The 21,694-nt window shown below is 74.4% G+C and carries 13 protein-coding genes; 8 read left to right on the top strand and 5 right to left on the bottom strand.

Annotated features, from left to right (window positions below):
• Nucleotides 1–121: 121 nt before the first annotated feature.
• The 4 genes from glgB to CHB98_RS02770 all read right to left on the bottom strand — a co-directional run bounded on the left by glgB (nt 122) and on the right by CHB98_RS02770 (nt 8,292).
• Nucleotides 122–2,902 carry a 1,4-alpha-glucan branching protein GlgB gene (gene glgB, locus CHB98_RS02755; protein WP_089304041.1) on the bottom strand — a complete coding sequence of 927 codons (2,781 nt, stop codon included), beginning with the start codon at nt 2,900–2,902 and terminating at the stop codon, nt 122–124.
• Between the two features lie 50 nt (nt 2,903–2,952).
• On the bottom strand, nt 2,953–4,326 hold the full coding sequence (locus tag CHB98_RS02760) for a maltokinase N-terminal cap-like domain-containing protein (protein ID WP_089304042.1): 1,374 nt from the start codon (nt 4,324–4,326) through the stop codon (nt 2,953–2,955).
• Nucleotides 4,323–6,155: a maltose alpha-D-glucosyltransferase gene (treS, locus tag CHB98_RS02765; RefSeq protein ID WP_089304043.1), complete on the bottom strand. Its 1,833-nt coding sequence runs from the start codon at nt 6,153–6,155 to the stop codon at nt 4,323–4,325. The genes CHB98_RS02760 and treS overlap by 4 nt, the downstream gene beginning before the upstream one ends.
• A 103-nt stretch (nt 6,156–6,258) precedes the next feature.
• The gene (locus tag CHB98_RS02770; protein WP_089304225.1) at nt 6,259–8,292 is read right to left on the bottom strand and encodes an alpha-1,4-glucan--maltose-1-phosphate maltosyltransferase; all 2,034 of its coding nucleotides are present in this window, start codon (nt 8,290–8,292) and stop codon (nt 6,259–6,261) included.
• Nucleotides 8,293–8,471: 179 nt separating this feature from the next.
• On the opposite strand from CHB98_RS02770, the gene glgP reads away from it, so the two are divergent.
• Entirely contained in the window at nt 8,472–11,021 is a 2,550-nt protein-coding gene (gene glgP, locus CHB98_RS02775; protein WP_089304044.1) for an alpha-glucan family phosphorylase, read from the top strand.
• A gap of 127 nt (nt 11,022–11,148) precedes the next feature.
• Nucleotides 11,149–12,123 (top strand): FHA domain-containing protein, encoded by a 975-nt coding sequence (locus CHB98_RS02780; protein WP_089304045.1) that lies wholly within the window; start codon nt 11,149–11,151, stop codon nt 12,121–12,123.
• Nucleotides 12,124–12,219: 96 nt separating this feature from the next.
• Here the strand turns inward: CHB98_RS02780 and glgX are convergent, their stop codons facing one another.
• Entirely contained in the window at nt 12,220–14,352 is a 2,133-nt protein-coding gene (gene glgX / locus CHB98_RS02785; protein WP_089304046.1) for a glycogen debranching protein GlgX, read from the bottom strand.
• 68 nt (nt 14,353–14,420) lie between these two features.
• On the opposite strand from glgX, the gene CHB98_RS02790 reads away from it, so the two are divergent.
• The 6 genes from CHB98_RS02790 to CHB98_RS02815 all read left to right on the top strand — a co-directional run bounded on the left by CHB98_RS02790 (nt 14,421) and on the right by CHB98_RS02815 (nt 21,598).
• Nucleotides 14,421–15,221, top strand: a complete 801-nt coding sequence (locus CHB98_RS02790; RefSeq protein WP_089304047.1) for an ABC transporter ATP-binding protein — start codon at nt 14,421–14,423, stop codon at nt 15,219–15,221.
• A gap of 197 nt (nt 15,222–15,418) precedes the next feature.
• Entirely contained in the window at nt 15,419–17,110 is a 1,692-nt protein-coding gene (locus tag CHB98_RS02795; protein WP_089304048.1) for a hypothetical protein, read from the top strand.
• A 115-nt stretch (nt 17,111–17,225) separates the two neighbouring features.
• Nucleotides 17,226–18,875: a glycosyltransferase family 39 protein gene (locus CHB98_RS02800; protein ID WP_089304049.1), complete on the top strand. Its 1,650-nt coding sequence runs from the start codon at nt 17,226–17,228 to the stop codon at nt 18,873–18,875.
• 38 nt (nt 18,876–18,913) lie between these two features.
• Nucleotides 18,914–19,699 carry an enoyl-CoA hydratase/isomerase family protein gene (locus tag CHB98_RS02805; RefSeq protein WP_089304050.1) on the top strand — a complete coding sequence of 262 codons (786 nt, stop codon included), beginning with the start codon at nt 18,914–18,916 and terminating at the stop codon, nt 19,697–19,699.
• A 125-nt stretch (nt 19,700–19,824) separates the two neighbouring features.
• Nucleotides 19,825–20,604, top strand: a complete 780-nt coding sequence (locus CHB98_RS02810) for an electron transfer flavoprotein subunit beta/FixA family protein (RefSeq protein ID WP_089304051.1) — start codon at nt 19,825–19,827, stop codon at nt 20,602–20,604.
• Nucleotides 20,605–20,635: 31 nt separating this feature from the next.
• Nucleotides 20,636–21,598 carry an electron transfer flavoprotein subunit alpha/FixB family protein gene (locus tag CHB98_RS02815; RefSeq protein ID WP_089304052.1) on the top strand — a complete coding sequence of 321 codons (963 nt, stop codon included), beginning with the start codon at nt 20,636–20,638 and terminating at the stop codon, nt 21,596–21,598.
• Nucleotides 21,599–21,694 lie beyond the last annotated feature (96 nt).

Below are 21,694 nucleotides of genomic sequence, written 5' to 3' on the forward strand. Positions count from 1 at the left end.
CCCTCGGATCGTCGCATCGGGCAGGCCCCCCTGCAGGCGGAAGGACCCCCTCCTCCCCACCCCTCGCTCCGCTCGGGGCGGTGCCCTGGAGGGGGCCGAGCGGTGGGGGGCAGGGGGGCTCCTACTCGTGCACGAACCAGACGGTGCCCAGCGGCGGGGCGGCCAGGGTCGCGGAGCACGGCTGGCCGTGCCACGGCTGCTCGACGGCCTCGATGCCGCCCATGTTGCCGACGCCGGACCCGCCGTAGCCCTCGGCGTCGGTGTTGAGCACCTCGCGCCACCTCCCGGCCCGCGGCAGGCCGATCCGGTACCCCTCGTGGGGTGCGCCGGAGAAGTTGGCCACGCAGGCCAGCGCGGGGGCGGCCGCGTCGCCGGAGCGGCCGAGGCGCAGGAAGGACAGCACGTTGCCCGAGGCGTCGTTCGCGTCGATCCACTGGAAGCCCTCGGGGTCGACGTCCTGCGACCACAGCGCGGCGTTCTCCCGGTAGCGGGCGTTCAGGTCGGTGACCAGCTGCAGCACGCCCCGGTGGGCGGGGTCGTCGAGGTGCCACCAGTCCAGCGAGCGGCTCTCGGCCCACTCGGCGTCCTGGGCGAACTCCGAGCCCATGAACAGCAGCTGCTTACCGGGGTGGGCCCACATGTAGGCCAGGTAGGCCCGCAGGTTGGCCAGCTGCTGCCACCGGTCGCCGGGCATCTTCCGCAGCAGCGAGCCCTTGCCGTAGACGACCTCGTCGTGGCTGATCGGCAGCACGTAGTTCTCGGAGTAGGCGTAGATCATCGAGAACGTCATCTGGCCGTGGTGGTAGCTGCGGTGCACCGGCTCCTTGGTCATGTAGCCCAGCGAGTCGTGCATCCAGCCCATGTTCCACTTGAAGCCGAAGCCCAGGCCGCCCAGGTGGGTGGGCCGGGTGACGCCGGGCCAGGCGGTCGACTCCTCGGCGATGGTGACCACGCCGGGGACCTCCCGGTACACCGTGGCGTTCATCTCCTGCAGGAACGCCATCGCCTCGAGGTTCTCCCGCCCGCCGTGCACGTTGGGCGCCCACTCGTCGCGCGAGTAGTCCAGGTAGAGCATCGAGGCGACCGCGTCGACCCGGATGCCGTCGACGTGGAACTCCTTGCACCAGTACAGCGCGTTGGCGACGAGGAAGTTGCGGACCTCCGAGCGGCCGAAGTCGAAGACGTAGGTGCCCCAGTCCAGCTGCTCGCCGCGGCGCGGGTCGGCGTGCTCGTAGAGCGGGGTGCCGTCGAAGCGGGCCAGTGCCCAGTCGTCCTTGGGGAAGTGGGCGGGCACCCAGTCGACGATGACCCCGATGCCGGCCTGGTGGGCCCGGTCGACCATGTACCGCAGGTCGTCGGGGCTGCCGAAGCGGGCGGTGGGGGCGTAGTAGGAGGTGACCTGGTAGCCCCACGAGCCGCCGAAGGGGTGCTCGGCCAGCGGCATGAACTCGATGTGGGTGAAGCCGTGCTCGACGACGTAGTCGACCAGCTCGTCGGCCAGCTGCCGGTAGGACAGGCCCTGCCGCCAGGACCCCGCGTGCACCTCGTACACGCTCATCGGCCGCTCGTGCCAGCCGCCGCGGGCCCGCTCGGCCAGCCACGCGTCGTCCTGCCACTCGTGCCGGGACTCGGTGACGACCGAGGCGTTGAGCGGCGGCACCTCGGTCTGGAAGGCCAGCGGGTCGGACTTGTGCCGCCACACGCCGTCGCGGCCGAGCACGTGGTAGCGGTACTTGGTGCCCACCGCGACGCCCGGGATGAAGACCTCCCAGACGCCGGAGGAGCCCAGCGACCGCAGCGGGTACGCGCGGGCCTCCCAGTAGTCGAAGTCGCCGGTCACCCGCACGCCCTGCGCGTTGGGCGCCCAGACGGCGAAGGAGACGCCCGCCACCTCGCCGCGGGGGGTGTCGTAGCGCCGGACGTGCGCGCCGAGCACCTCCCAGAGCCGCTCGTGGCGGCCCTCGCGGATCAGGTGCTGGTCGAGCTCGCCCACGGTGGGCAGCCACCGGTAGGGGTCGTCGACGACGAAGGTGTCCGTGCCGCCCCGGCCGTCGCCGTAGCCGACCTCGATGCGGTAGTCACCCGGCTGCTGGGGCAGGTGGGCGGCGAAGATGCCGCCGTCGTGCACGCGGGCGGCGTCGTACCGGGCGCCGTCCTCGTCGACGACGGTCGCGGAGACCGCGTCGGGCCGCAGCGTCCGGACCACCCAGCCGTCCCGCGCCGGGTGGGCGCCCAGCACGCTGTGCGGGGCGTGCGACGAGCCGTCGACGACGGCGCGCAGCTGCTCCTCGCCGACCTCGGCCGGCGCGTCGTGCTGCGCTGCACCCTCCACGGCAGGGCCCTCCTCGGCCGGCTCCTGCCCCCCGGGCCCGGTGGCGGCCGCCACCTCCGGGCGGCCGGCGGCGGCGCTGCCGGTGGGGGGCGTGCCGCCGTCCTCGTCCGGGGCCTGCGGGGTGCTGGGCTCAGCGGGGTCGGGGCTGGGCGGCTCCGGCTGGTCGGCCGGGGCCCCCGTCGGGCTGCCCGGCTCGGCGATCGGCGCCGGGGCGACCACGGGGCTCGCGGTGCCGCCCTGCTCGGCGACGGCGTCGCCCTGCGGGCCGGCGGTGCCCCGCCCGCCGGCGGCCTTCCGCGCCGTCTTCCTGGCGCCGGCCTTCTTCGCGGTGGCCTCGGCCGCCGTCGCCTTCTTCGCGGGCGCCTTCTTGGCCGCGGCCTTCTTCGCCGGGGCCTTCTTGGCCGCGGCCCGCTCGCGCGCCGGGGCGGCGTTGACGATCGGGCCCTCCTCGGCGGCGGCGGCCTGCGCGGTCTTCTCCTCGACGACGGCCTGCAGCTCCTCCCGCGTCGCGGGCTGGCGGTCGCCGGTCGGGGAGCCGGTGGTGCGCTCGGTCTCGTCCGGGGATGTCATCGCTCGCGGTCCTCTTCCCTGCCGGTGTGTCGGTGGTCGTGCCGCGCGCGCTAGCCCGCGGCGGTGAGCCGGGACAGCGACTGCAGCGGGATCATCAGCCAGTGCGGGCGGTTGCGCGCCTCGTAGACGCACTCGTAGACGGCCTTGTCCACCTCGAACGCCCGCAGCAACGGGCTGTCGCCGCAGGAGTCCGTCCCGCTCGCGGCCGCGTAGCCCGCGCAGAAGGCGCTCCGGTTGCGCTCTGCCCACTCCTGCGCGCGGTAAGCGCGCTGCGGGTCACCCGGCTGCTCGACCAGCATGTGCCGGGCGGCGTAGTCGAAGCTGCGCAGCATCCCGGCGACGTCGCGCAGCGGGCTGTCCAGCACGCGCCGGTCGGCCAGCGGCCGGGCGGGCTCGCCCTCGAAGTCCAGCACGATCCACCCGGTGGTGGTGCGCAGCACCTGGCCCAGGTGCAGGTCGCCGTGCACCCGCTGGCGGACGACGCGCTCGCCGCTGTCGGCCACCGCGGCGTACACGGCGCGCAGCCCGTCGGCGTGGTCGGCCAGCTGCGGGACGACCTCGATGGCGGCGTCCAGCCGCTCGCCCATCTGCCGGGCGACGGCGGCGAACCAGTCGCGGCCGGCCTCCTCGGTCGGCAGCACCGCGGCCATGTCGGCGTGCACGGAGGCCGTCGCGGCACCCAGCCGCTCGCTGTCCGCGGCGAAGTCCCCGCCCACCTCGTCGGCGTGCAGGTCGCCCTCGGCGTACAGGTCGCGGACGCTGGCGGTGGCCAGCCGCCACCCGTCGCTGGCGTTGGGCACGAACCGCTGCAGCATGAACACCGTCGCCGGCGGGGTGCCGGCGTCCCGGTCGTGGTCGATCTCGGCGTACCCGAGCAGCGGCGCGATGTGCGGGTTGTCCGTCCGGCGCAGCGCGTCGTGGACCTCGACATCGGGGTTGAGGCCGGGCTCGAGCCGCCGGAACAGCTTGAGGATCGCCTCCTGGCCGTAGACCAGCGAGGTGTTGCTCTGCTCGGTGGAGACGATGTCGCCGGGCAGCCCGACCGGGATCTCCGCGCTGTCGCCCGGGACGAAGCGCATCGGGCCGACCGTGGCGCCCTCGGCCAGGTGGGTGAGCCAGGTGGTGGTCGCCTCGCGGTCGCGCATCGCGTCGTATGCGTAGTTCTCGCCGTTCTCGTGCGGCACGGTCCCGATCAGCGCCGCGGCCAGGTCGTCGACGGGGTGGTCGCGCCACGACAGCGGCACCAGGTAGGTGCCGGTCCCACCGTCGGCGTAGGTGACCGTGACCCGGTGGATGGACAGCACCGGGTGGGAGCGGTCGAGGAAGAAGCTCTCCTCCTCCACGCTCGCCCACTCCCGGCCCTTGCCGCCGAACCACCGCTGCGAGGGGATCCAGTCGCGGAACAGTCCGGTCAGCGCGGTCATCGGGGTCCCCCCGTGTCGGTGGTGGCGCCGGCGGGCGGGTCCTCGCCGGTGCCGACGAGGCCGGCGGCCAGCAGGGAGTCGGCCACGGCGGTGTCGTCGGTCGCGGCCGGCTCCTCCACCGGCGCGGCCGGCTTGGCCAGCTCGAACCAGTAGAAGCCGTGGCCGGAGAGCGTGAGCATGTAGGGCAGCACGCCGATCTGCGGGAACTCCACCCGGCCGGTCAGCTCGATCGGCGTGTAGCCCTCGAAGCGGCGGAGGTCCAGCTCCACCGGCTGCGGGAAGCGGGACAGGTTGTTGACGCAGAGCACCACGTCGTCGCCGAACTCGCGGACGAAGGAGAGCACCGTCGGGTTGCGCGAGCCGATCTCGCCGAAGCTGCCCAGGCCGAAGGTGGGGTGCTGCTTGCGGACGTGGATCATCTGCCGCAGCCAGTGCAGCATCGAGTTGGTGTTGCGCAGCTGGGACTCGACGTTGGTGACCTGGTAGCCGTAGACCGGGTCCTGGTTGAGCGGCAGGTACATCCGCTGGGGGTCGGCGGTGGAGAAGCCGCCGTTGCGGTCCGGCGTCCACTGCATGGGCGTGCGGACGCCGTCGCGGTCCCCGAGCCAGATGTTGTCGCCCATGGCGATCTCGTCGCCGTAGTAGAGGACCGGTGACCCGGGCAGGCTGAGCAGCAGCGCGTTGAACAGCTCCAGGGTGTCCATGTCGTTGTCCAGCAGCGGCGCCAGCCGGCGGCGGATGCCGATGTTGGCCTTCATGCGGGGGTCCTTGGCGTACTCGGCCCACATGTAGTCGCGTTCCTCGTCGGTGACCATCTCCAGGGTCAGCTCGTCGTGGTTGCGCAGGAAGATGCCCCACTGGCAGTTGTCCGGGATCGCCGGCGTCTGGGCCATGATCTCCGAGATCGGGAAGCGCTGCTCCCGCCGGACGGCCATGAACAACCGCGGCATCACCGGGAAGTGGAAGGCCATCTGGCACTCGTCGCCGTCCTCGCCGAAGTACTCGACGACGTCGGCCGGCCACTGGTTGGCCTCGCACAGCAGCACCCGGTCGGGATAGTCGGCCTCGACCACCTTGCGGACCTGCTTGAGGATCTCGTGGGTCCCCGGCAGGTTCTCGCAGTTGGTGCCCTCCTCCTCGATGAGGTACGGCACGGCGTCCAGCCGGAACCCGTCGATGCCGAGGTCCAGCCAGAACCGCAGCGCGTCCAGGATCGCCTCGATCACCCGCGGGTTCTCGAAGTTGAGGTCGGGCTGGTGGGAGAAGAACCGGTGCCAGAAGTACTGCTTGCGCACCGGGTCGAAGGTCCAGTTGGAGCTCTCGGTGTCGACGAAGATGATCCGCGCGTCGGCGTAGCGGGTGTCGTCGTCGCTCCACACGTAGAAGTCGCCGTAGGGGCCCTCGGGGTCGCTGCGGCTGGCCTGGAACCAGGGGTGCTGGTCCGAGGTGTGGTTCATGACGAAGTCGATGATCACGCGGATGCCGCGGGCGTGGGCGGCGGCCAGGAAGTCGGTGAAGTCCTCGATGTCGCCGAACTCCGGCAGCACCGCGGTGTAGTCGCTGACGTCGTAGCCGCCGTCGCGCAGCGGGGAGGCGAAGAACGGCGGCAGCCACAGGCAGTCGACGCCCAGCCACTGCAGGTAGTCCAGCTTGTCGATCATGCCGCGCAGGTCGCCGACGCCGTCGGCGTTGCTGTCGGCGAAGCCGCGGACCAGCACCTCGTAGAACAGGGCACGCTTGTACCACTCGGGGTCGGTGCCGGGCGCGGGCAGCGCCGACGCCGTGCCGGGGGAGCGGCGGGCGGGGAGGTCGGGGACGGGAACGGTCATCGCTGTGGGTGGCCCTCGGTTCAGCAGGGGAGCGGTTGAAGGACCCCGTCCTCCCCGCCCTTCGCAGGCTCAGGGCGGGACCCGGGACGGGGCCGGGGAGACCTCAGGTGACCGGGGGAGGCACCTGGACCGTCCGGGGGTGGGTGATGGCGAGGACGTGCGCCGGTTCCCGGTACGGGTCGAGCTCGACGTAGTTGAACTGGCCCCAGTCGTAGGAGGCGCCGGTCAGCTCGTCGGTCACGGTCATGCGCTCGTACCAGTCCAGGCCGAGCGCGGGCAGGTCCAGGGACGTCGTCCCGATCTGCGTGTTGTGGCCGTCCAGGGCCACCACGACGAGGACGGCGTCCTGGGAGCCGGGGTCGGTCTTGGAGAAGCAGATCAGGTTCGGGTTGTCCACGTCGTGGAACCGCAGCGTGCGCAGCTGCTGCAGGGCCGGGTGGGCCCGGCGGATCTCGTTGAGCCGGCGCAGGTAGGGCGCGAGGCTGCGCCCGGAGGCCTCGGCGGCGGCGAAGTCGCGCGGGCGCAGCTGGTACTTCTCGCTGTCCAGGTACTCCTCGCTGCCGGGCCGCACGGCGACGTGCTCGAACAGCTCGAACCCGGAGTAGACGCCCCACGTCGGGCTCATCATCGCCGCGAGCACCGCGCGGATCTTGAACATCGGCGGCCCGCCGAGCTGCAGCGACGCGTGCAGGATGTCCGGGGTGTTCACGAAGAAGTTGGGCCGCATGTAGTGGCAGTTCGCGGCCAGCTCGCGGCCGTAGTCCTCGAGCTCGCCGCGGGCGGTGCGCCAGGTGAAGTACGTGTAGGACTGCGTGTACCCGATCCGCGCCAGCTGGTGCATCATCGCCGGCCGCGTGAAGGCCTCGGCGAGGAACAGCACGTCGGGGTCGGTCTCCTTGACCGTCCAGATCAGCCAGTGCCAGAAGTTCAGCGGCTTGGTGTGCGGGTTGTCGACGCGGAAGACGCGCACGCCGGCGTCCATCCACACGCGCAGCACCCGCAGGCACTCGGCGTAGAAGCCCTCGGGGTCGTTGTCGAAGTTGACCGGGTAGATGTCCTGGTACTTCTTCGGCGGGTTCTCCGCGTAGGCGATCGTCCCGTCGGGCTTGGTGGTGAACCACTCCGGGTGCGCGGCGACCCACGGGTGGTCCGGGGCGGCCTGCAGCGCGAAGTCCAGCGCCACCTCCATGCCCAGCTCGCGGGTGCGCTCGACGAAGGCGCGGAAGTCCTCCATCGTGCCCAGCTGGGGGTGGACGGCGTCGTGCCCACCCTCGGCGCTGCCGATCGCCCAGGGCGAGCCCGGGTCGTCCGGCCCGATCTCGTAGGGGTTGCCGCCGGGGTACTGCGGCGTGTTCGGGCCCTTGCGGTTGACCGTGCCGATCGGGTGGATCGGCGGCAGGTAGACGACGTCGAATCCCATGTCGGCGACCGCGGGCAGCCGCTCGGCGGCGGTGGCGAACGTGCCGTGGGTGGCCCGGCCGTCCACGACCGGGCCGGTGGACCGGGGGAAGAACTCGTACCAGGAGCCGAACAGCGCGCGGGGCCGGTCGACCCACACCTCGTACACCGGGCCGCCGGTGACCAGCTCGCGCACCGGGTGCTCGTACAGGTACCGCTGCACGGCCTCGGCCATCGCCGGGGCGATGCGCGCGGGCATCTCCAGCGAGGCGTCGCGCAGCGCGGCGGCGGCCTCGGTGAGCCGCGCCCGCCACTCGGCGTCGGCCCCGCCGGCCACCCGGTCGAGCAGCCGGGCGCCCTCCTCGAGGTCGTTGGCCAGCTCCTCGGCGCCCTGGCCGGCGGCGGTCTTGACGTCGACGGCGTGGTGCCAGGTCGCCAGCGGGTCGCTCCAGGCCTCCACCTGGAAGGTCCACCGGCCCTCGCGGTCGGGGACGACGGTGGTCAGCCAGCGGTCGGGCTGGTCGCCGAAGCGCGCCATCCGGCGCAGGGGCTGCCCGGCGCCGTCGGCCCCCGGCGGGGTCCAGACCACGTTGGCGGCGACCGCGTCGTGACCCTCGCGGAAGACGGTGGCGGTGATCGGCACGTGCTCGCCGACCACCGCGCGCGCGGAGAAGGCGCCGCAGGACACGACGGGGTCGACATCGGTGATGCCGAGACGGAGGTCAGCGCGGCCAGTCATCCCGGCCACGCTATCGAGGGGCCGTCGGGTGAGCACATCGGCTGCCGTGGCCTGCCGGACACGGTGCGGGACGGGCGGGACCGCCGGGTGACCCGGGCGTCGGCTGGCCATGGTCCATCCTGGCGCGTCCCGGCCTGCGCCGCTCTGGCGACCGGGGCGTCCGTCGCTAGTCTCGCCCCGTGCGCGCTCTCCGCAGGTTCACCGTCCGGGCGTCGCTCCCCGAGGAGCTGATGCCGCTGTCCCAGCTCGTCGCCAACCTGCGCTGGTCCTGGCACGCCGAGACCCGCGACCTGTTCGAGGCCCTGGACCCCGAGCTGTGGCGGACCTGCAACGGGGACCCGGTGCAGGTCCTCGGCGAGGTCTCCGCCGACCGGCTGGCCACCCTGGCCCGGGACCGGCGCTTCGTGCGCCGGCTGCAGGACGTCGTCGACGACCTGGAGGAGTACCTGTCCGCGCCGCACTGGTACCAGTCGCTGGGACCGGAGGCCCCGGCGACGGTGGCCTACTTCTCCGCGGAGTTCGGCATCACCGAGGTGCTCCCGCAGTACTCCGGCGGGCTGGGCATCCTGGCCGGCGACCACCTCAAGGCCGCCTCCGACCTGGGCGTCCCCCTCGTCGGCGTCGGGCTGCTCTACCGGGCCGGCTACTTCGAGCAGGGCCTGTCGGCCGACGGCTGGCAGCTGGAGCACTATCCGTCGCTGGACCCGCAGGGCCTGCCGCTGAAGCTGCTGCGCCAGTCCGACGGCACGGCCGTGGTCATCAACGTCCCGCTGCCCGAGGGGCGCACGCTGTTCGCCCACGTCTGGCGGGCGCAGGTCGGCCGGGTGTCGCTGCTGCTGCTGGACAGCGACATCGAGGAGAACGCGCCCGCCGAGCGCGGCGTGACCGACCGCCTCTACGGCGGCGACGAGGACCACCGGCTGCGCCAGGAGATGCTGCTCGGCATCGGCGGCGTCCGGGCGCTGCGCGCCTACTGCCAGCTCACCGGGACGCCGGCGCCGGAGGTCTACCACGCCAACGAGGGGCACGCGGGCTTCCTCGGCATCGAGCGGATCCGCGAGCTCACCGAGTCCCACGGGCTGTCCTTCGCCGAGGCGCTGCAGGCGGTGCGCGCCGGCACGGTGTTCACCACGCACACCCCGGTGCCGGCCGGCATCGACCGCTTCCCGCGGACGCTGATCGAGCGCTACTTCGCCGGCTTCGGCGTCCCGCTGGAGCACATGATCCCGCTGGGCTCCGAGTCCGACCCGACGAAGTTCAACATGGCGCACATGGGCCTGCGGCTGGGCCAGCGCGCCAACGGCGTCAGCCGGCTGCACGGGCACGTCAGCCGGGGCATGTTCAACTACCTGTGGCCGGGCTTCGACCAGGGCGACGTGCCGATCAGCTCGATCACCAACGGCGTGCACGCGCCCACCTGGACCGCGCGCGAGCTGGTCGAGATGGGCACCCAGGCCAGCAGCCAGGGCGACCCGGTCGAGGCCGGCGGCGAGGTGCACTTCGACGGCGTGGACCGGATCCCCTCCGGGGAGCTGTGGAGCACCCGCCGGATGCTGCGCGGCCGGCTGGTCGAGGAGGTGCGCCGCCGGCTGCGCGACACCGCGCTGTCCCGCGGGGCGGCGGAGTCCGAGGTCGGCTGGACCGACAGCGCCTTCGACCCCGACGTCCTCACCATCGGCTTCGCCCGCCGGGTGCCCTCCTACAAGCGGCTGACCCTGATGCTGCGCGACCCGGGGCGGCTCCGGGCGCTGCTGCTGGACCGCGAGCGGCCGGTGCAGCTGGTCATCGCCGGCAAGAGCCACCCGGCCGACGACGGCGGCAAGCAGCTGATCCAGCAGATGGTGAAGTTCGCCGACGACCCGGAGCTGCGCCACCGGATCGCCTTCCTGCCCGGCTACGACATCGGCATGGCCCGCTACCTGTACTGGGGCTGCGACGTCTGGCTGAACAACCCGCTGCGTCCGCTGGAGGCCTGCGGGACGTCGGGCATGAAGGCCGCGCTCAACGGCGGGCTGAACCTGTCCATCCGCGACGGCTGGTGGGACGAGTGGTTCGACGGCCAGAACGGCTGGGCCATCCCGACCGCCGACGGCATCGCCGACCCCGAGCGGCGCGACGACATCGAGGCCCGGGCGATCTACGACCTGCTGACCAGCCAGGTGGTCCCGCGGTTCTACGAGACCGACCGGGACGGCGTCCCGACCCGGTGGGTGGAGATGGTGCGGCACACCCTGCGCGAGACCGGCCCCAAGGTGCTGGCCACCCGGATGGTGCGCGACTACGTGCAGCAGCTGTACGTGCCCGCGGCCGGCTCGTCGCGGGCGATGGCCGAGGGCGGCTACGGCGCGGCGCGCACCGAGGCCGGCTGGCGCGCGCGGCTGCTCGACCACTGGGGCACCGTGCGGGTGGCCCACGTCGAGGCCACCGGTGCCGGCGACACCCCGGAGATCGGCTCCACGCTGGCGCTGCGGGCGGAGGTCGAGCTGCCGGGGCTGACGCCGTCCGACGTGCTGGTGCAGGCGGCCTACGGGCGGGTCGACGACTCCGACGGCCTGCACCAGGTGACCACGCTGCCGATGGCCCACGAGCACACCGAGGGGTCGCGGCACTGGTTCAGCGCCACGGTCCCGCTGGAGCGCACCGGCGCGTTCGGGTACACGGTGCGGGTGCTGCCGCACTCCGCGCACCTGGCCGACCCGGCCGAGCTGGGGGTCGTCGCCACGCCGTGAGCCGGCGACCCGCCGCCGCGGTCACTCTCACCCCGCGTGTCGCACCGGTCCCGCGGCGCTGTCCGGTGATCGGCGTGGCGGTGCAGACCGCTCACCCACTCGGGTGAGCCGCCTCTAGGCTGACGCCATGCCCGACCGCTGTGAAGTCCTGCCCGGAGACTCCGTCGTCGCCCGACGGGGAGGCGGTCTGCTGTGGGTGGACGCCCCCGGCTCGCCCGCCCTGGTCGCCGCGCTGCACGCCTGCATGGGGGTGTCCGGCCCGGGTGCCGAGCGGGTGCTCGCCGCCGTCGCCGGCCAGGTGTCGGCCCTCGCTGGCGGCGGGGCGTCCTTCGCGCTCGTCCTGGTCGACACCGCCGAGGGCACCGGCACCGGCGTCGCGCTGTGGTCGGGCAAGGGACAGCCGGCCGTGGACGGCGTCCCGGTGCCCGGCTCGTCGGTCGACGGGTGCACCCTGGCCAGCGGCTTCCAGCTCGGGCAGACCCTCTACGTCGGTCCCGGCCAGCCGGTGCCGTCGATGCCGCCCGGCGTGGCCTACGACCTGGTCGCGGGCACCGTCCCCGGCTCCGGGGCGATGCTCCAGCTTGCCGCGGCGGCGCACGCGTCGTCCGCCGCCGTCCCGCAGGCCGCCTCGCCGTTCCCCGCGGGCTCCGACGCCGGCTTCGGCGGGGGCTCCTCGGGCTACGGCGCCACGGCCGCCGCCCAGCGCCCGCAGGAGGACGAGGGCGAGTCGACCGCCTTCTGGAAGCCCGAGGCCCCGGTGACCCCGGTGCTGCGCTTCGACGACGGCCTGGTCGTCACCGTCGACGAGGACCTCGTCCTGGGCCGCCGTCCCGACAACCACGAGATGGTCACCGCCGGCTCGGCGCGGCCGGTGCCGATCGCGGACACCCAGAACGTGCTGTCCTCGGCGCACGCGGCGATCCAGCGCAACGGCCAGGAGGTCTCGCTGGTCGACCTCGGCTCGCTCAACGGCACCCACGTCGCCGGCCCCGAGGCCACCGAGTGGACCCAGCTGGAGCCCGGCGTGGCCCACCCGCTGTCCGACGGCGACCGCCTGCTGCTGGGCTGGACGGTCATCACCTTCGAGCAGCAGCCGGACTGAGCAGGTCCCGGCTCCGAGTGGGATCGCCGGCGTTCCTCGTGCCCTGCCGGCGCTGCGACACCCGCAGGGCACGAGGAACACCGGCACAGGGCGGGGCTACGGCCGGCGGAGCACCCGCAGCAGCCAGACGCAGCGCGCCGGGACCTCGATCGGGCCGGGGGCGACCACGGCCGGCCGCGGCGGTGCGCCGGTCGGCCACTCGGTGGAGACGACCAGCTCGTAGCCGTCGGCCCACGGCGGCCCGGGCAGGTGCACCCTGATCGGCTCGGCGCCGGCGTGCAGCTGCACCAGGTAGGAGTCGTCCTGCACCGGGCGGCCGCGCTGGTCGCGGTGCCGGATGCCGCGGCCGTCGAGGTACATGCCGACGGTCTGCAGGTCGTTGTCGAACCAGTCGCCGGTGGTCAGCTGGGCGCCGCCCGGGGCGAACCAGGCCACGTCGCGGGTGCCGCCGCTGCCGGGCACCTCGTGGCCCTCGAAGAACGCCTCCTGGCGCAGCACGGGGGACGCCCGGCGCAGCCGCAGCAGCCGGGCGACGAAGGCGCGCAGGTCCTCGTCGACGTCGGCCCAGTCCAGCCAGGACAGCTCGGTGTCCTGGCAGTAGGCGTTGTTGTTGCCGCGCTGGGTGCGGCCCAGCTCGTCGCCGGCGGTGAGCATGGGGACGCCGGTCGACAGCAGCAGGGTGGCCAGGTGGTTGCGCACCTGCCGCCCCCGCAGCACGGTGATCGCCGGGTCGTCGGTGGGGCCCTCGACGCCGCAGTTCCAGTTCCGGTTGTGGCTCTCGCCGTCCCGGTTGTCCTCGCCGTTGGCGTCGTTGCGCTTGCGCTGGTAGGTGACCAGGTCGGCGAGGGTGAACCCGTCGTGCGCGGTGACGAAGTTGACGCTGGCGAACGGCCGGCGGCCGTCGGAGCGGTAGAGGTCCGAGGAACCGGTCAGCCGGTAGGCCAGGTCCCGGACCCCGACGTGCGCGCCGGACCACACGTCGCGCACGGTGTCGCGGTACTTGCCGTTCCACTCCGTCCACAGCGGCGGGAAGTTGCCCACCTGGTAGCCGCCGGGGCCCACGTCCCACGGCTCGGCGATCAGCTTGACCCGGCTGACCACCGGGTCCTGGTGCACGACGTCGAAGAAGGCCGAGAGCCGGTCGACGTCGTGCAGCGAGCGGGCCAGCGCCGCGGCCAGGTCGAAGCGGAAGCCGTCGACGTGCATCTCGGTGACCCAGTAGCGCAGCGAGTCCATGAGCAGCGCCAGCACCTGCGGACGGCGCACGTCCAGGGTGTTCCCGCAGCCGGTGTAGTCCTGGTAGCGGGAGGGGTCGCCCTCGCGCAGCCGGTAGTAGCCGCCGTTGTCGATGCCCTTGAACGACAGCGTCGGGCCGGTGTGGTCGCCCTCGGCGGTGTGGTTGTAGACCACGTCGAGGATGACCTCGATGCCCGCGGCGTGCAGCGTCTTGACCATCGCCTTGAACTCGGTGACCTGCTGCCCGGCGGTCCCCGAGGAGCTGTAGGCGGCGTGCGGGGCGAAGAAGCCGAGGGTGTTGTAGCCCCAGTAGTTGGTCAGCCCGCGGCGCAGCAGGTGTGGCTCACTGACGAAGTGGTGCACCGGCAGCAGCTCGACCGCGGTGACGCCCAGGGACCGCAGGTGCTCGACGAACGCCGGCTGCGCCAGCCCCGCGTAGGTGCCGCGCAGGGCCGGCGGGACCTCGGGGTGGCACCGCGTCGCGCCCTTGACGTGCACCTCGTAGATGACCGTGTCCGACCACGGGGTGGCCGGACGGCGGTCGCCGTCCCACGGGAACGGGTCGTGGACGACGACGCCGCGGGGGACGTACGGCGCGGAGTCCCGCGGGTCGGGGCCGTCGCCGCCCTCGACGCGGAAGCCGAACAGCGCCGGGTGCAGCGACTGCTCGCCGTCCAGGGCGCGCGCGTAGGGGTCCACCAGCAGCTTGGCCGAGTTGTGCCGCAGCCCCGAGCCCGGGTCCCAGCCGCCGTGCACCCGGTAGCCGTAGCGCTGGCCGGGGCCCACGCCGGGCAGCCGGCCGTGCCACACCTGGTGGGTGTTCTCCTGCAGCCGCAGGCGGTGCTCGGTGCCGTCGGGGTCGAACAGGCACAGGTCCACCGCCTGCGCTCCGGCCGACCACAGGGCGAAGTCGGTGCCGGTGCCGTCCCAGTGCGCGCCCAGGGGGGCGGGGGAGCCGGGCCACACCTCGTACTCGTCGGGGCTGCTGCGCACGCCGACGATCCTGTCAGCACCGCCCCGCGTCCGGGCCGCAGCGGCGCGGGTGCGGTGCGGGAGGTTGGATGGGGGGCGTGTCCAGCGAGCCGGTCGTCGAGATGCACGGGGTGGACGTCGTCCGGGGGCAGTCACACCTGCTGCGCGGCATCGACTGGACGGTGCTGTCCGACCAGCGCTGGGTGGTGCTGGGCCCCAACGGCGCGGGCAAGACGACGCTGCTGCAGCTGGCCGGGGCACACCTGCACCCGACCCGCGGGGAGGTCGCGCTGCTGGGCGAGACCCTCGGCGCGGTCGACGTCTTCGAGCTGCGGCCGCGGATCGGGCTGACCAGCGCGGCGCTCGCCCAGCGCCTGCAGGGCGGCGAGCGGGCCGGCGACGTCGTGCTGTCCGCCGGGTACGCCGTGGTGGGCCGCGGGCGGGAGCGCTACGACGTCGACGACCTCACCCGCGCGGCGGCGCTCATGCACCAGTGGGGGGTCACCCCGATGGCGCACCGGCCGTTCGGCACCCTGAGCGAGGGCGAGCGCAAGCGGGTGCAGATCGCCCGCGCGCTGATGCCCGACCCGGAGCTGCTGCTGCTCGACGAGCCCGGCGCGGGCCTGGACCTCGGCGGCCGGGAGGACCTGGTCAGCCGGCTGACCGACCTCGCCCGCTCCCCGTCGGCCCCCGCGCAGGTGCTGGTCACCCACCACGTCGAGGAGATCCCGCCCGGGTACACCCACGCGCTGCTGCTGCGCGACGGCGGGGTGGTCGCCGCCGGGCCGCTGGAGCAGGTGGTCGGCCAGGAGGCCCTGTCGGAGACCTTCGGCCTGGCCCTGTCGGTGCAGCGCTCCCAGGGGCGCTGGACCGCCCGCCGGGCCGCCTGAGGGTGGAAGGACCCCTGGAAGGACCCCCTGCCCCCCGCCACTCGCGGGCTCGCGGCGGGACCCTGCAGGGGGCCACCTCGCAGGCTCGGGGCGGTGCCCTGGACGGGGCCGCCCCCACCACTCGCCCGCTCGTGGCGGGCCCCTGCGGAGGGGCCGTGTCCGACCGGGCGAGTCGCCGTCCCGGTGCCCCGGCGGCCGTGGCCGCCACGGCACTGGGCGTCGGGGTGGTCGTCGCGCTGCTGCCGCTGCTGCTGTTCCCCACCGTGCTCAGCCAGGACGGCCCGGCGCACGTGGCCGGCGCCTGGGTCCTGCTGCACCACGGGGACGACGGCGCCACCGGCGCCGTGCTCCGCGAGCACTACCGCACCGACCTGACCCCGGTGCCCAACATGCTGGCCACCCTGCTGCTGGCCGCGCTGCTGCCCCTGGCCGGGCCGGACGGCGCGGAGAAGCTGCTGGTCGCCGGCCTCGTCCTGGGCCTGGTCGGCGCGCTGGCCGCGGCGGTCCGCGCCCTGGACCGCCGGGCCTGGTGGCTGGCCGCGGCCGGGCTGCCGCTGGCCGGCAGCCACCTGGTCGCCTACGGCTTCTACAACTTCGTGCTCGGCGTCATCGGGGCGCTGCTGGTGCTGGCCGTGGTGCTGCGCCGCCCGGGCGGCTGGCGGGTGGCCGCCGCCGCGGGGCTGGCCGGGCTGCTGGTGCTCACCTGGAGCGCCCACCTGCTGCCGTGGGTGTTCGCCGCGGGCAGCGCGCTGGTGCTGGCCGCCGTCCGCGCCGCCGGCGCGGCCCGCGCCACCGGGACGGCGACCGCCGTCCGCCGGCACGCCCTGCCGGTGCTGCTGGCCGTCGCGCCGTCGGGGGCGCTGACCGCCGCGTACCTGGGCACGGGGGAGGGGCCGCCGGGCGGGGCGGAGGTCGCGCCCCAGCACGAGCGGGTCCGGGAGCTGCTCACCGGGCTGCGGCCCTTCGTCACCGGCTGGGCCGACGAGGGCCTCGCGGCGCAGGCCACCGTGGTGCTGCTCGCCGTCCTCGCCGCCGCGGCGCTGCGGCGGGCCCGGCCCGGCGGCCCCGGCCTCCGCGCCGAGCGGGTCGCGGTCGCGCTGCTGCTGGCCGGCGTCACCGCGGTGCACTGGCTGACCCCCGACCGCCTCGGTGAGGACTTCGGCTTCCTCCCCGACCGGCTGGCCTGGTTCCCGCCGCTGCTGCTGGTGCTGCTCGCCGCCACCCGCGTCCCCGGCCCGCGCGCCGCCGCGGCCGCCACCGTGCTGCTGGTCACCGCCGCCTCCGCGGCCGCGCTGGCCCGGCTGCCGGCGCAGGCCGCCGCGGCCGAGGAGGTCGGTGAGCTGCTCGCCCTGGCCGAGGAGGTCCCGCCCGGGTCCACCGTCGCCGTCCTGCAGTACGGCCGGTCGGTGGTCTGGCCCGGCACGGGCTCCCCGGACCCGCTGCGCCACGAGTCCAGCCGGCTGGCCGTCCGCGCCGGCGGTGTCGACGTCGGCCACTACGAGGCGGTGTACGACTACTTCCAGGTCCGCTTCGCCGGGACGCCGCCCCTGCGGCAGCGGCTGGACGCGGACCCGGGGCTGCGCGGGCTGGAGCGTGTCCCGCCGGCGGTCGACCTGCCGGCGGTGCGCGGCGACCTCGACGCCGTCGTCGTGCTGGGGCTCACCCGGGCCGGCGACGACGTCCGGCAGGCCGCTGACACGCGAGCCGTCACCGAGGAGTTGGGGACCCACTACGCAGCGGTGGCGACCTCGCCGTCCGGCCTGGCCGTCCTGTGGCGCGCTGCCCCGGCGTCGGGTGAGACTGCCAGGGGCGGCAGCGCGGCCGTCCCCCAGCGCGGACCCGCGGGTACCGGTCGGTCCGACCGGGGCGGGACGCCGACGCCCGGCTGAGCCAGCAGCCGGATGCAGTCCCGGGTGACCGGGGGGAGAGTCAGCGGAGGATGCGTGCGCAGTCCACAGCCGGGAACCGGCCCCACCGTCGTGCGACTGCCCCACCGTCGTACGCGTGACCGCTAGTCCCGAGGGCGCGCAGGCCGCTCCTCCCGCGACCCGGGTCCACCAGGCACCCGCCCGACCGGACCGCCGGACCCCCCGCCGCCCCGGACTCTGGACCCGGCTCGGCGAGCGTTCCGGCCAGCCCTGGCCGCTCGCCGCGCTGGCCGTCGTCCTCGCCGGGTCCGTCGTCGTCGGCGTGCTCGCCCGCTTCGTGGCGCCGCCCGAGCTGTGGCTGGACGAGGCGCAGAGCGTCGCCATCGCCAGCCTGCCGCTGCCGGACCTGTTCGCCGCGCTGGAGCAGGACGGCTCACCCCCCCTGTACTACCTGCTGCTGCACGCCTGGACGTCGGTGTTCGGGACCAGCGCGACCGCGGTGCGGGCGATGTCGGCCGTCATCGGCGTGCTCACCCTGCCGCTGGCCTGGCACGTCGCCCGCCGGCTGGCCGGCCGCCGGGTCGCCGTCGCGCTGGTCGTGCTGCTGGCCACCTCGCCGTTCCTGATCCGCTACTCCAGCGAGACGCGCATGTACGCGCTGCTGGTGCTGCTCACCGTCCTGGCCGCGGCCGCCGGCGCCGCGGTGCTGCGCCACCCCGGCCCGGGGCCGGTCATCGGTCTCGGTGTGGTCACCGGCGCGCTGCTGCTGACCCACATGTGGGCCTTCCACGTCGCCGCGGTCGCCGGGCTGCTCGCGCTGGCGGCGCTGCGCTCGCGGCGCGCCGTGGCGCTGCGGGTGCTCGCGGGGCTGGCCGTCGGCGGCCTGCTGTTCAGCCCCTGGCTGCTGTCGCTGCTCGTGCAGCTGGCGCACACCGGGACGCCGTGGGCCGCACCGCCGGCCTTCGCGGTGCTGCCGATGGCGCTGGAGGCCTGGCGCGGCGGGTTCCAGGTGCGCGACCACGTCCTGGGCACCGCGCTGCTCCTGCTCGCCTTCATCGGCCTGCTCGCCGCCCCCACCGCCCGCCGCCCCGGCGCGCGCACGGTGCTGCTCGCCGTGCCGCCACGGCCCTCCCGCGCGGTGCTCCTGGCGATGTCGCTGGGCACCCTGCTCGTGGCCGGGGCGGTGAGCGCGCTCAGCGGCACCGCGGTCGCCGACCGCTACACCAGCGTGGCGGTGCTGGCCTTCCTCGCGCTGGCCGCCCTGGGCCTGGCCGCGCTGCCGGGCACCGGGGTGCGCGCCACCGGCCTGGTGCTCGTCGCCGGCCTGGGGCTGTGGACCTCGCTGCCCGGGCTGACCGAGCCGCGCACCCAGGCCGGCGAGGTGGCCCAGGCCCTCGAGGACGCCGCACCCGGGGACGTCGTCGTCTTCTGCCCCGACCAGCTCGGGCCGGCGGTGGCCCGGCTGGTGCCGCCGGAGCAGCGGCTGGACCTGGTCGTCTACCCCGACCTGCGCCCGGCGGACCGGGTCGACTGGACCGACTACGAGGCGCGGATGAACGGCACGCCGTCCTCGGCCGTGGCGGCCGATGTGCTGCGGCGCGCCGGCGACGGGTCGGGCGTCTGGGTGGTCACCGGCCCGGGCTACCGCGTGCCGTCGACGCAGCGCTGCGGCGGGCTGGTCGACGCCCTGGAGCGCGCCCGCGGGACGGCCGAGCCGGTCGTCACGCCGGACCCCTCGGCCGAGGAGAACCACCGGCTGGACTACCTGGCGCCGGTCGCTGGCTAGGGTGCGGCGACGACGTCGTCCACCCGCTGGAGGTCCCCGTGGCAGAGCCGGAGTTCGTGACGCTGCAGGTCGAGGACGGGGTGGGCACGATCCGCCTCGACCGGCCGAAGATGAACGCGATCGACGAGCAGCTGCACCTGGAGGTGCGCGCCGCGGCGCTGGAGGCCGGCGAGCGGGCCGACGTGCGGGCCGTCGTGGTCTACGGCGGGGAGCGGGTGTTCGCCGCCGGCGCCGACATCAAGGCGATGTCCCGGCTGGACCGCCGCGGCATGGTGGCGTGGGGCCGGGAGCTGACCAACTCCTTCACCACGGTCCAGGAGATCCCCAAGCCGGTCATCGCCGCCATCACCGGGTACGCCCTGGGCGGCGGCTACGAGCTGGCGCTGTGCGCCGACTTCCGCGTCATGGGCGCCGGCGCCAAGGTCGGCCAGCCGGAGATCCTGCTCGGCGTCATCCCCGGCGCGGGCGGCACCCAGCGGCTGGCCCGGCTGGTCGGCCCGGCCAAGGCCAAGGACCTGGTCTTCACCGGCCGGCACGTCGGGGCGGAGGAGGCGCTCGAGCTCGGGCTGGCCGACGCCGTCGTCCCCGACGCCGAGGTCTACGACACCGCGGTCGCCATGGCGCGCAAGTTCGCGGCCGGCCCGCCGCTGGCGCTGGCCGCGGCGAAGCGGGCGATCGACGAGGGCCTGGACCGGCCGCTGCGCGAGGGCCTGGTCCTGGAGAGCCAGCTGTTCGCCGAGCTGTTCGACACCGAGGACCAGGCGACCGGCATGCGTTCGTTCCTGGAGGACGGACCGGGCAGGGCCACCTTCGCCGGGCGCTGAGCGCGCGGCCCGGTGACTCGGGTCACCGGGTCCGCCACCCCCCGGCCGTTACCGGCCGGTAACCTCCACCATTGAGAGCAGGCGGGCGTCCGCCCGCGCCCTGACGCGTGGAGGAGGGTCCGACGATGGACATCGTCGTTCTGGTCAAGCAGGTCCCGGATTCCGGCAGCGAGCGCACCCTGGACCCGGCGGACAAGACCGTCGCCCGGGCGAGTGCGGACAACGTCGTCAACGAGATCGACGAGTACGCCATCGAGGAGGCGCTCGTCCTCAAGGAGGCGCACGGCGGCGAGGTCACCGTGCTGACCGTCGGCCCCGAGTCGGCGGCCGACGCCATCCGCAAGGCGCTGTCCATGGGCGCGGACAAGGCCGTGCACGTCGTCGACGACGCCATGCACGGCTCGTGCGCGCCGCAGACCTCGGCGGTCCTGGCCGCCGCGCTGCAGCAGATGCCCTTCGACATCGTGCTGTGCGGCGCGGAGTCCACCGACGGCCAGCTGTCGGTGATGCCGGCGCTGCTGGCCGAGCGGCTGGGCATCCCGCAGCTGTCCGGCGCCCGCAAGCTGACCATCGAGGGTGGCGTGGCGAAGGTCGAGCGCCAGACCGACGGCGGCTACTGGGCGCTCGAGGCGCCGCTGCCGGCGATCGTGTCCACCTGGGACACCATCAACGAGCCGCGCTACCCCTCCTTCAAGGGGATCATGGCCGCCAAGAAGAAGCCGGTGACCAAGAAGTCGCTGGCCGACCTCGGCATCGACCCGTCCTCCGTGGGCCTGGCGACCGCGACCAGCCAGGTCGTCGACTTCGCCGGCCGCCCGCCCAAGGGCGCCGGCGTCAAGGTGACCGACGAGGGTGACGGTGCCGCGAAGCTGGTCGACTACCTGGCCGGCCAGAAGATCGTCTGACCCGCAGCGACGCGCAGGAGGAGAGACAGTCATGGCAGAGGTGCTGGTCCTCGTCGAGCTCAACCCGACCGGTGAGGGGCTCCGCAAGACCACCCTGGAGGCGCTGACCGCCGCCCGCGCGCTCGGCGAGCCGTCCGCGGTCGTCGTCGGCGCCCCGGGCACGGCGGCCGCGGTCAGACCGCAGCTGGCCGAGTACGGCGCGGCCCGGGTCTACGTCGCCGAGTCCGAGGAGGTCGAGCAGTTCCTCGTGGCCCCCAAGGCCGAGGTGCTCGCGCAGCTGGTGGCCGGCAAGCAGCCCGCTGCGGTGGTCATCCCCTCCTCCCCGGAGGGCAAGGAGATCGCCGGCCGGCTGGCCATCAAGACCGGCAGCGGGTTCCTCACCGACGTGACCGAGATCGCCCCCGACGGCACCGCGACCCAGGTCGCCTTCGCCGGGGCGACCATCGTGCACTCCAAGGTCACCACCGGCACCCCGATCTACACGGTGCGCGGCAACTCGGTGACCCCCGAGCCCGCCCCCGGCGCGGCCGAGGAGGAGCAGGTGGCGGTGCAGCTGTCCGACGCCGCGCGGGCCACCCGCGTCCTCGACCGGGTCGTGGAGCAGAAGTCCTCCCGCCCCGAGCTCACCGAGGCCTCGATCGTGGTCTCCGGCGGCCGCGGCGTCGCCTCGGCGGAGAACTTCTCCCTCATCGAGGGCCTCGCCGACAGCCTCGGCGCGGCGGTCGGCGCCTCCCGCGCCGCGGTCGACTCCGGCTTCTACCCGCACACCTTCCAGGTGGGGCAGACCGGCAAGACCGTCAGCCCGCAGCTCTACATCGCCGTGGGCATCTCCGGGGCCATCCAGCACCGGGCCGGCATGCAGACCTCGAAGACCATCGTCGCGGTCAACAAGGACCCCGAGGCACCGATCTTCGAGCTCGCCGACTTCGGCGTCGTGGGCGACCTGAACACCGTCGTCCCGCAGGCCACCGAGTCCATCGCCGCCCGCAGGTAGCAGCACCCAGTGAGTCCGGGCGCCGGTCCCCCTCGGGGGCCGGCGCCCCGGCGTGTCCGGGGCCGGGGAAGCCGCCGCGGGTCCGGCGGGTTGGCG

The sequence above is a fragment of the Geodermatophilus pulveris genome (genome assembly GCF_900188375.1).
Taxonomy (GTDB): Bacteria; Actinomycetota; Actinomycetes; order Mycobacteriales; family Geodermatophilaceae; genus Geodermatophilus; species Geodermatophilus pulveris.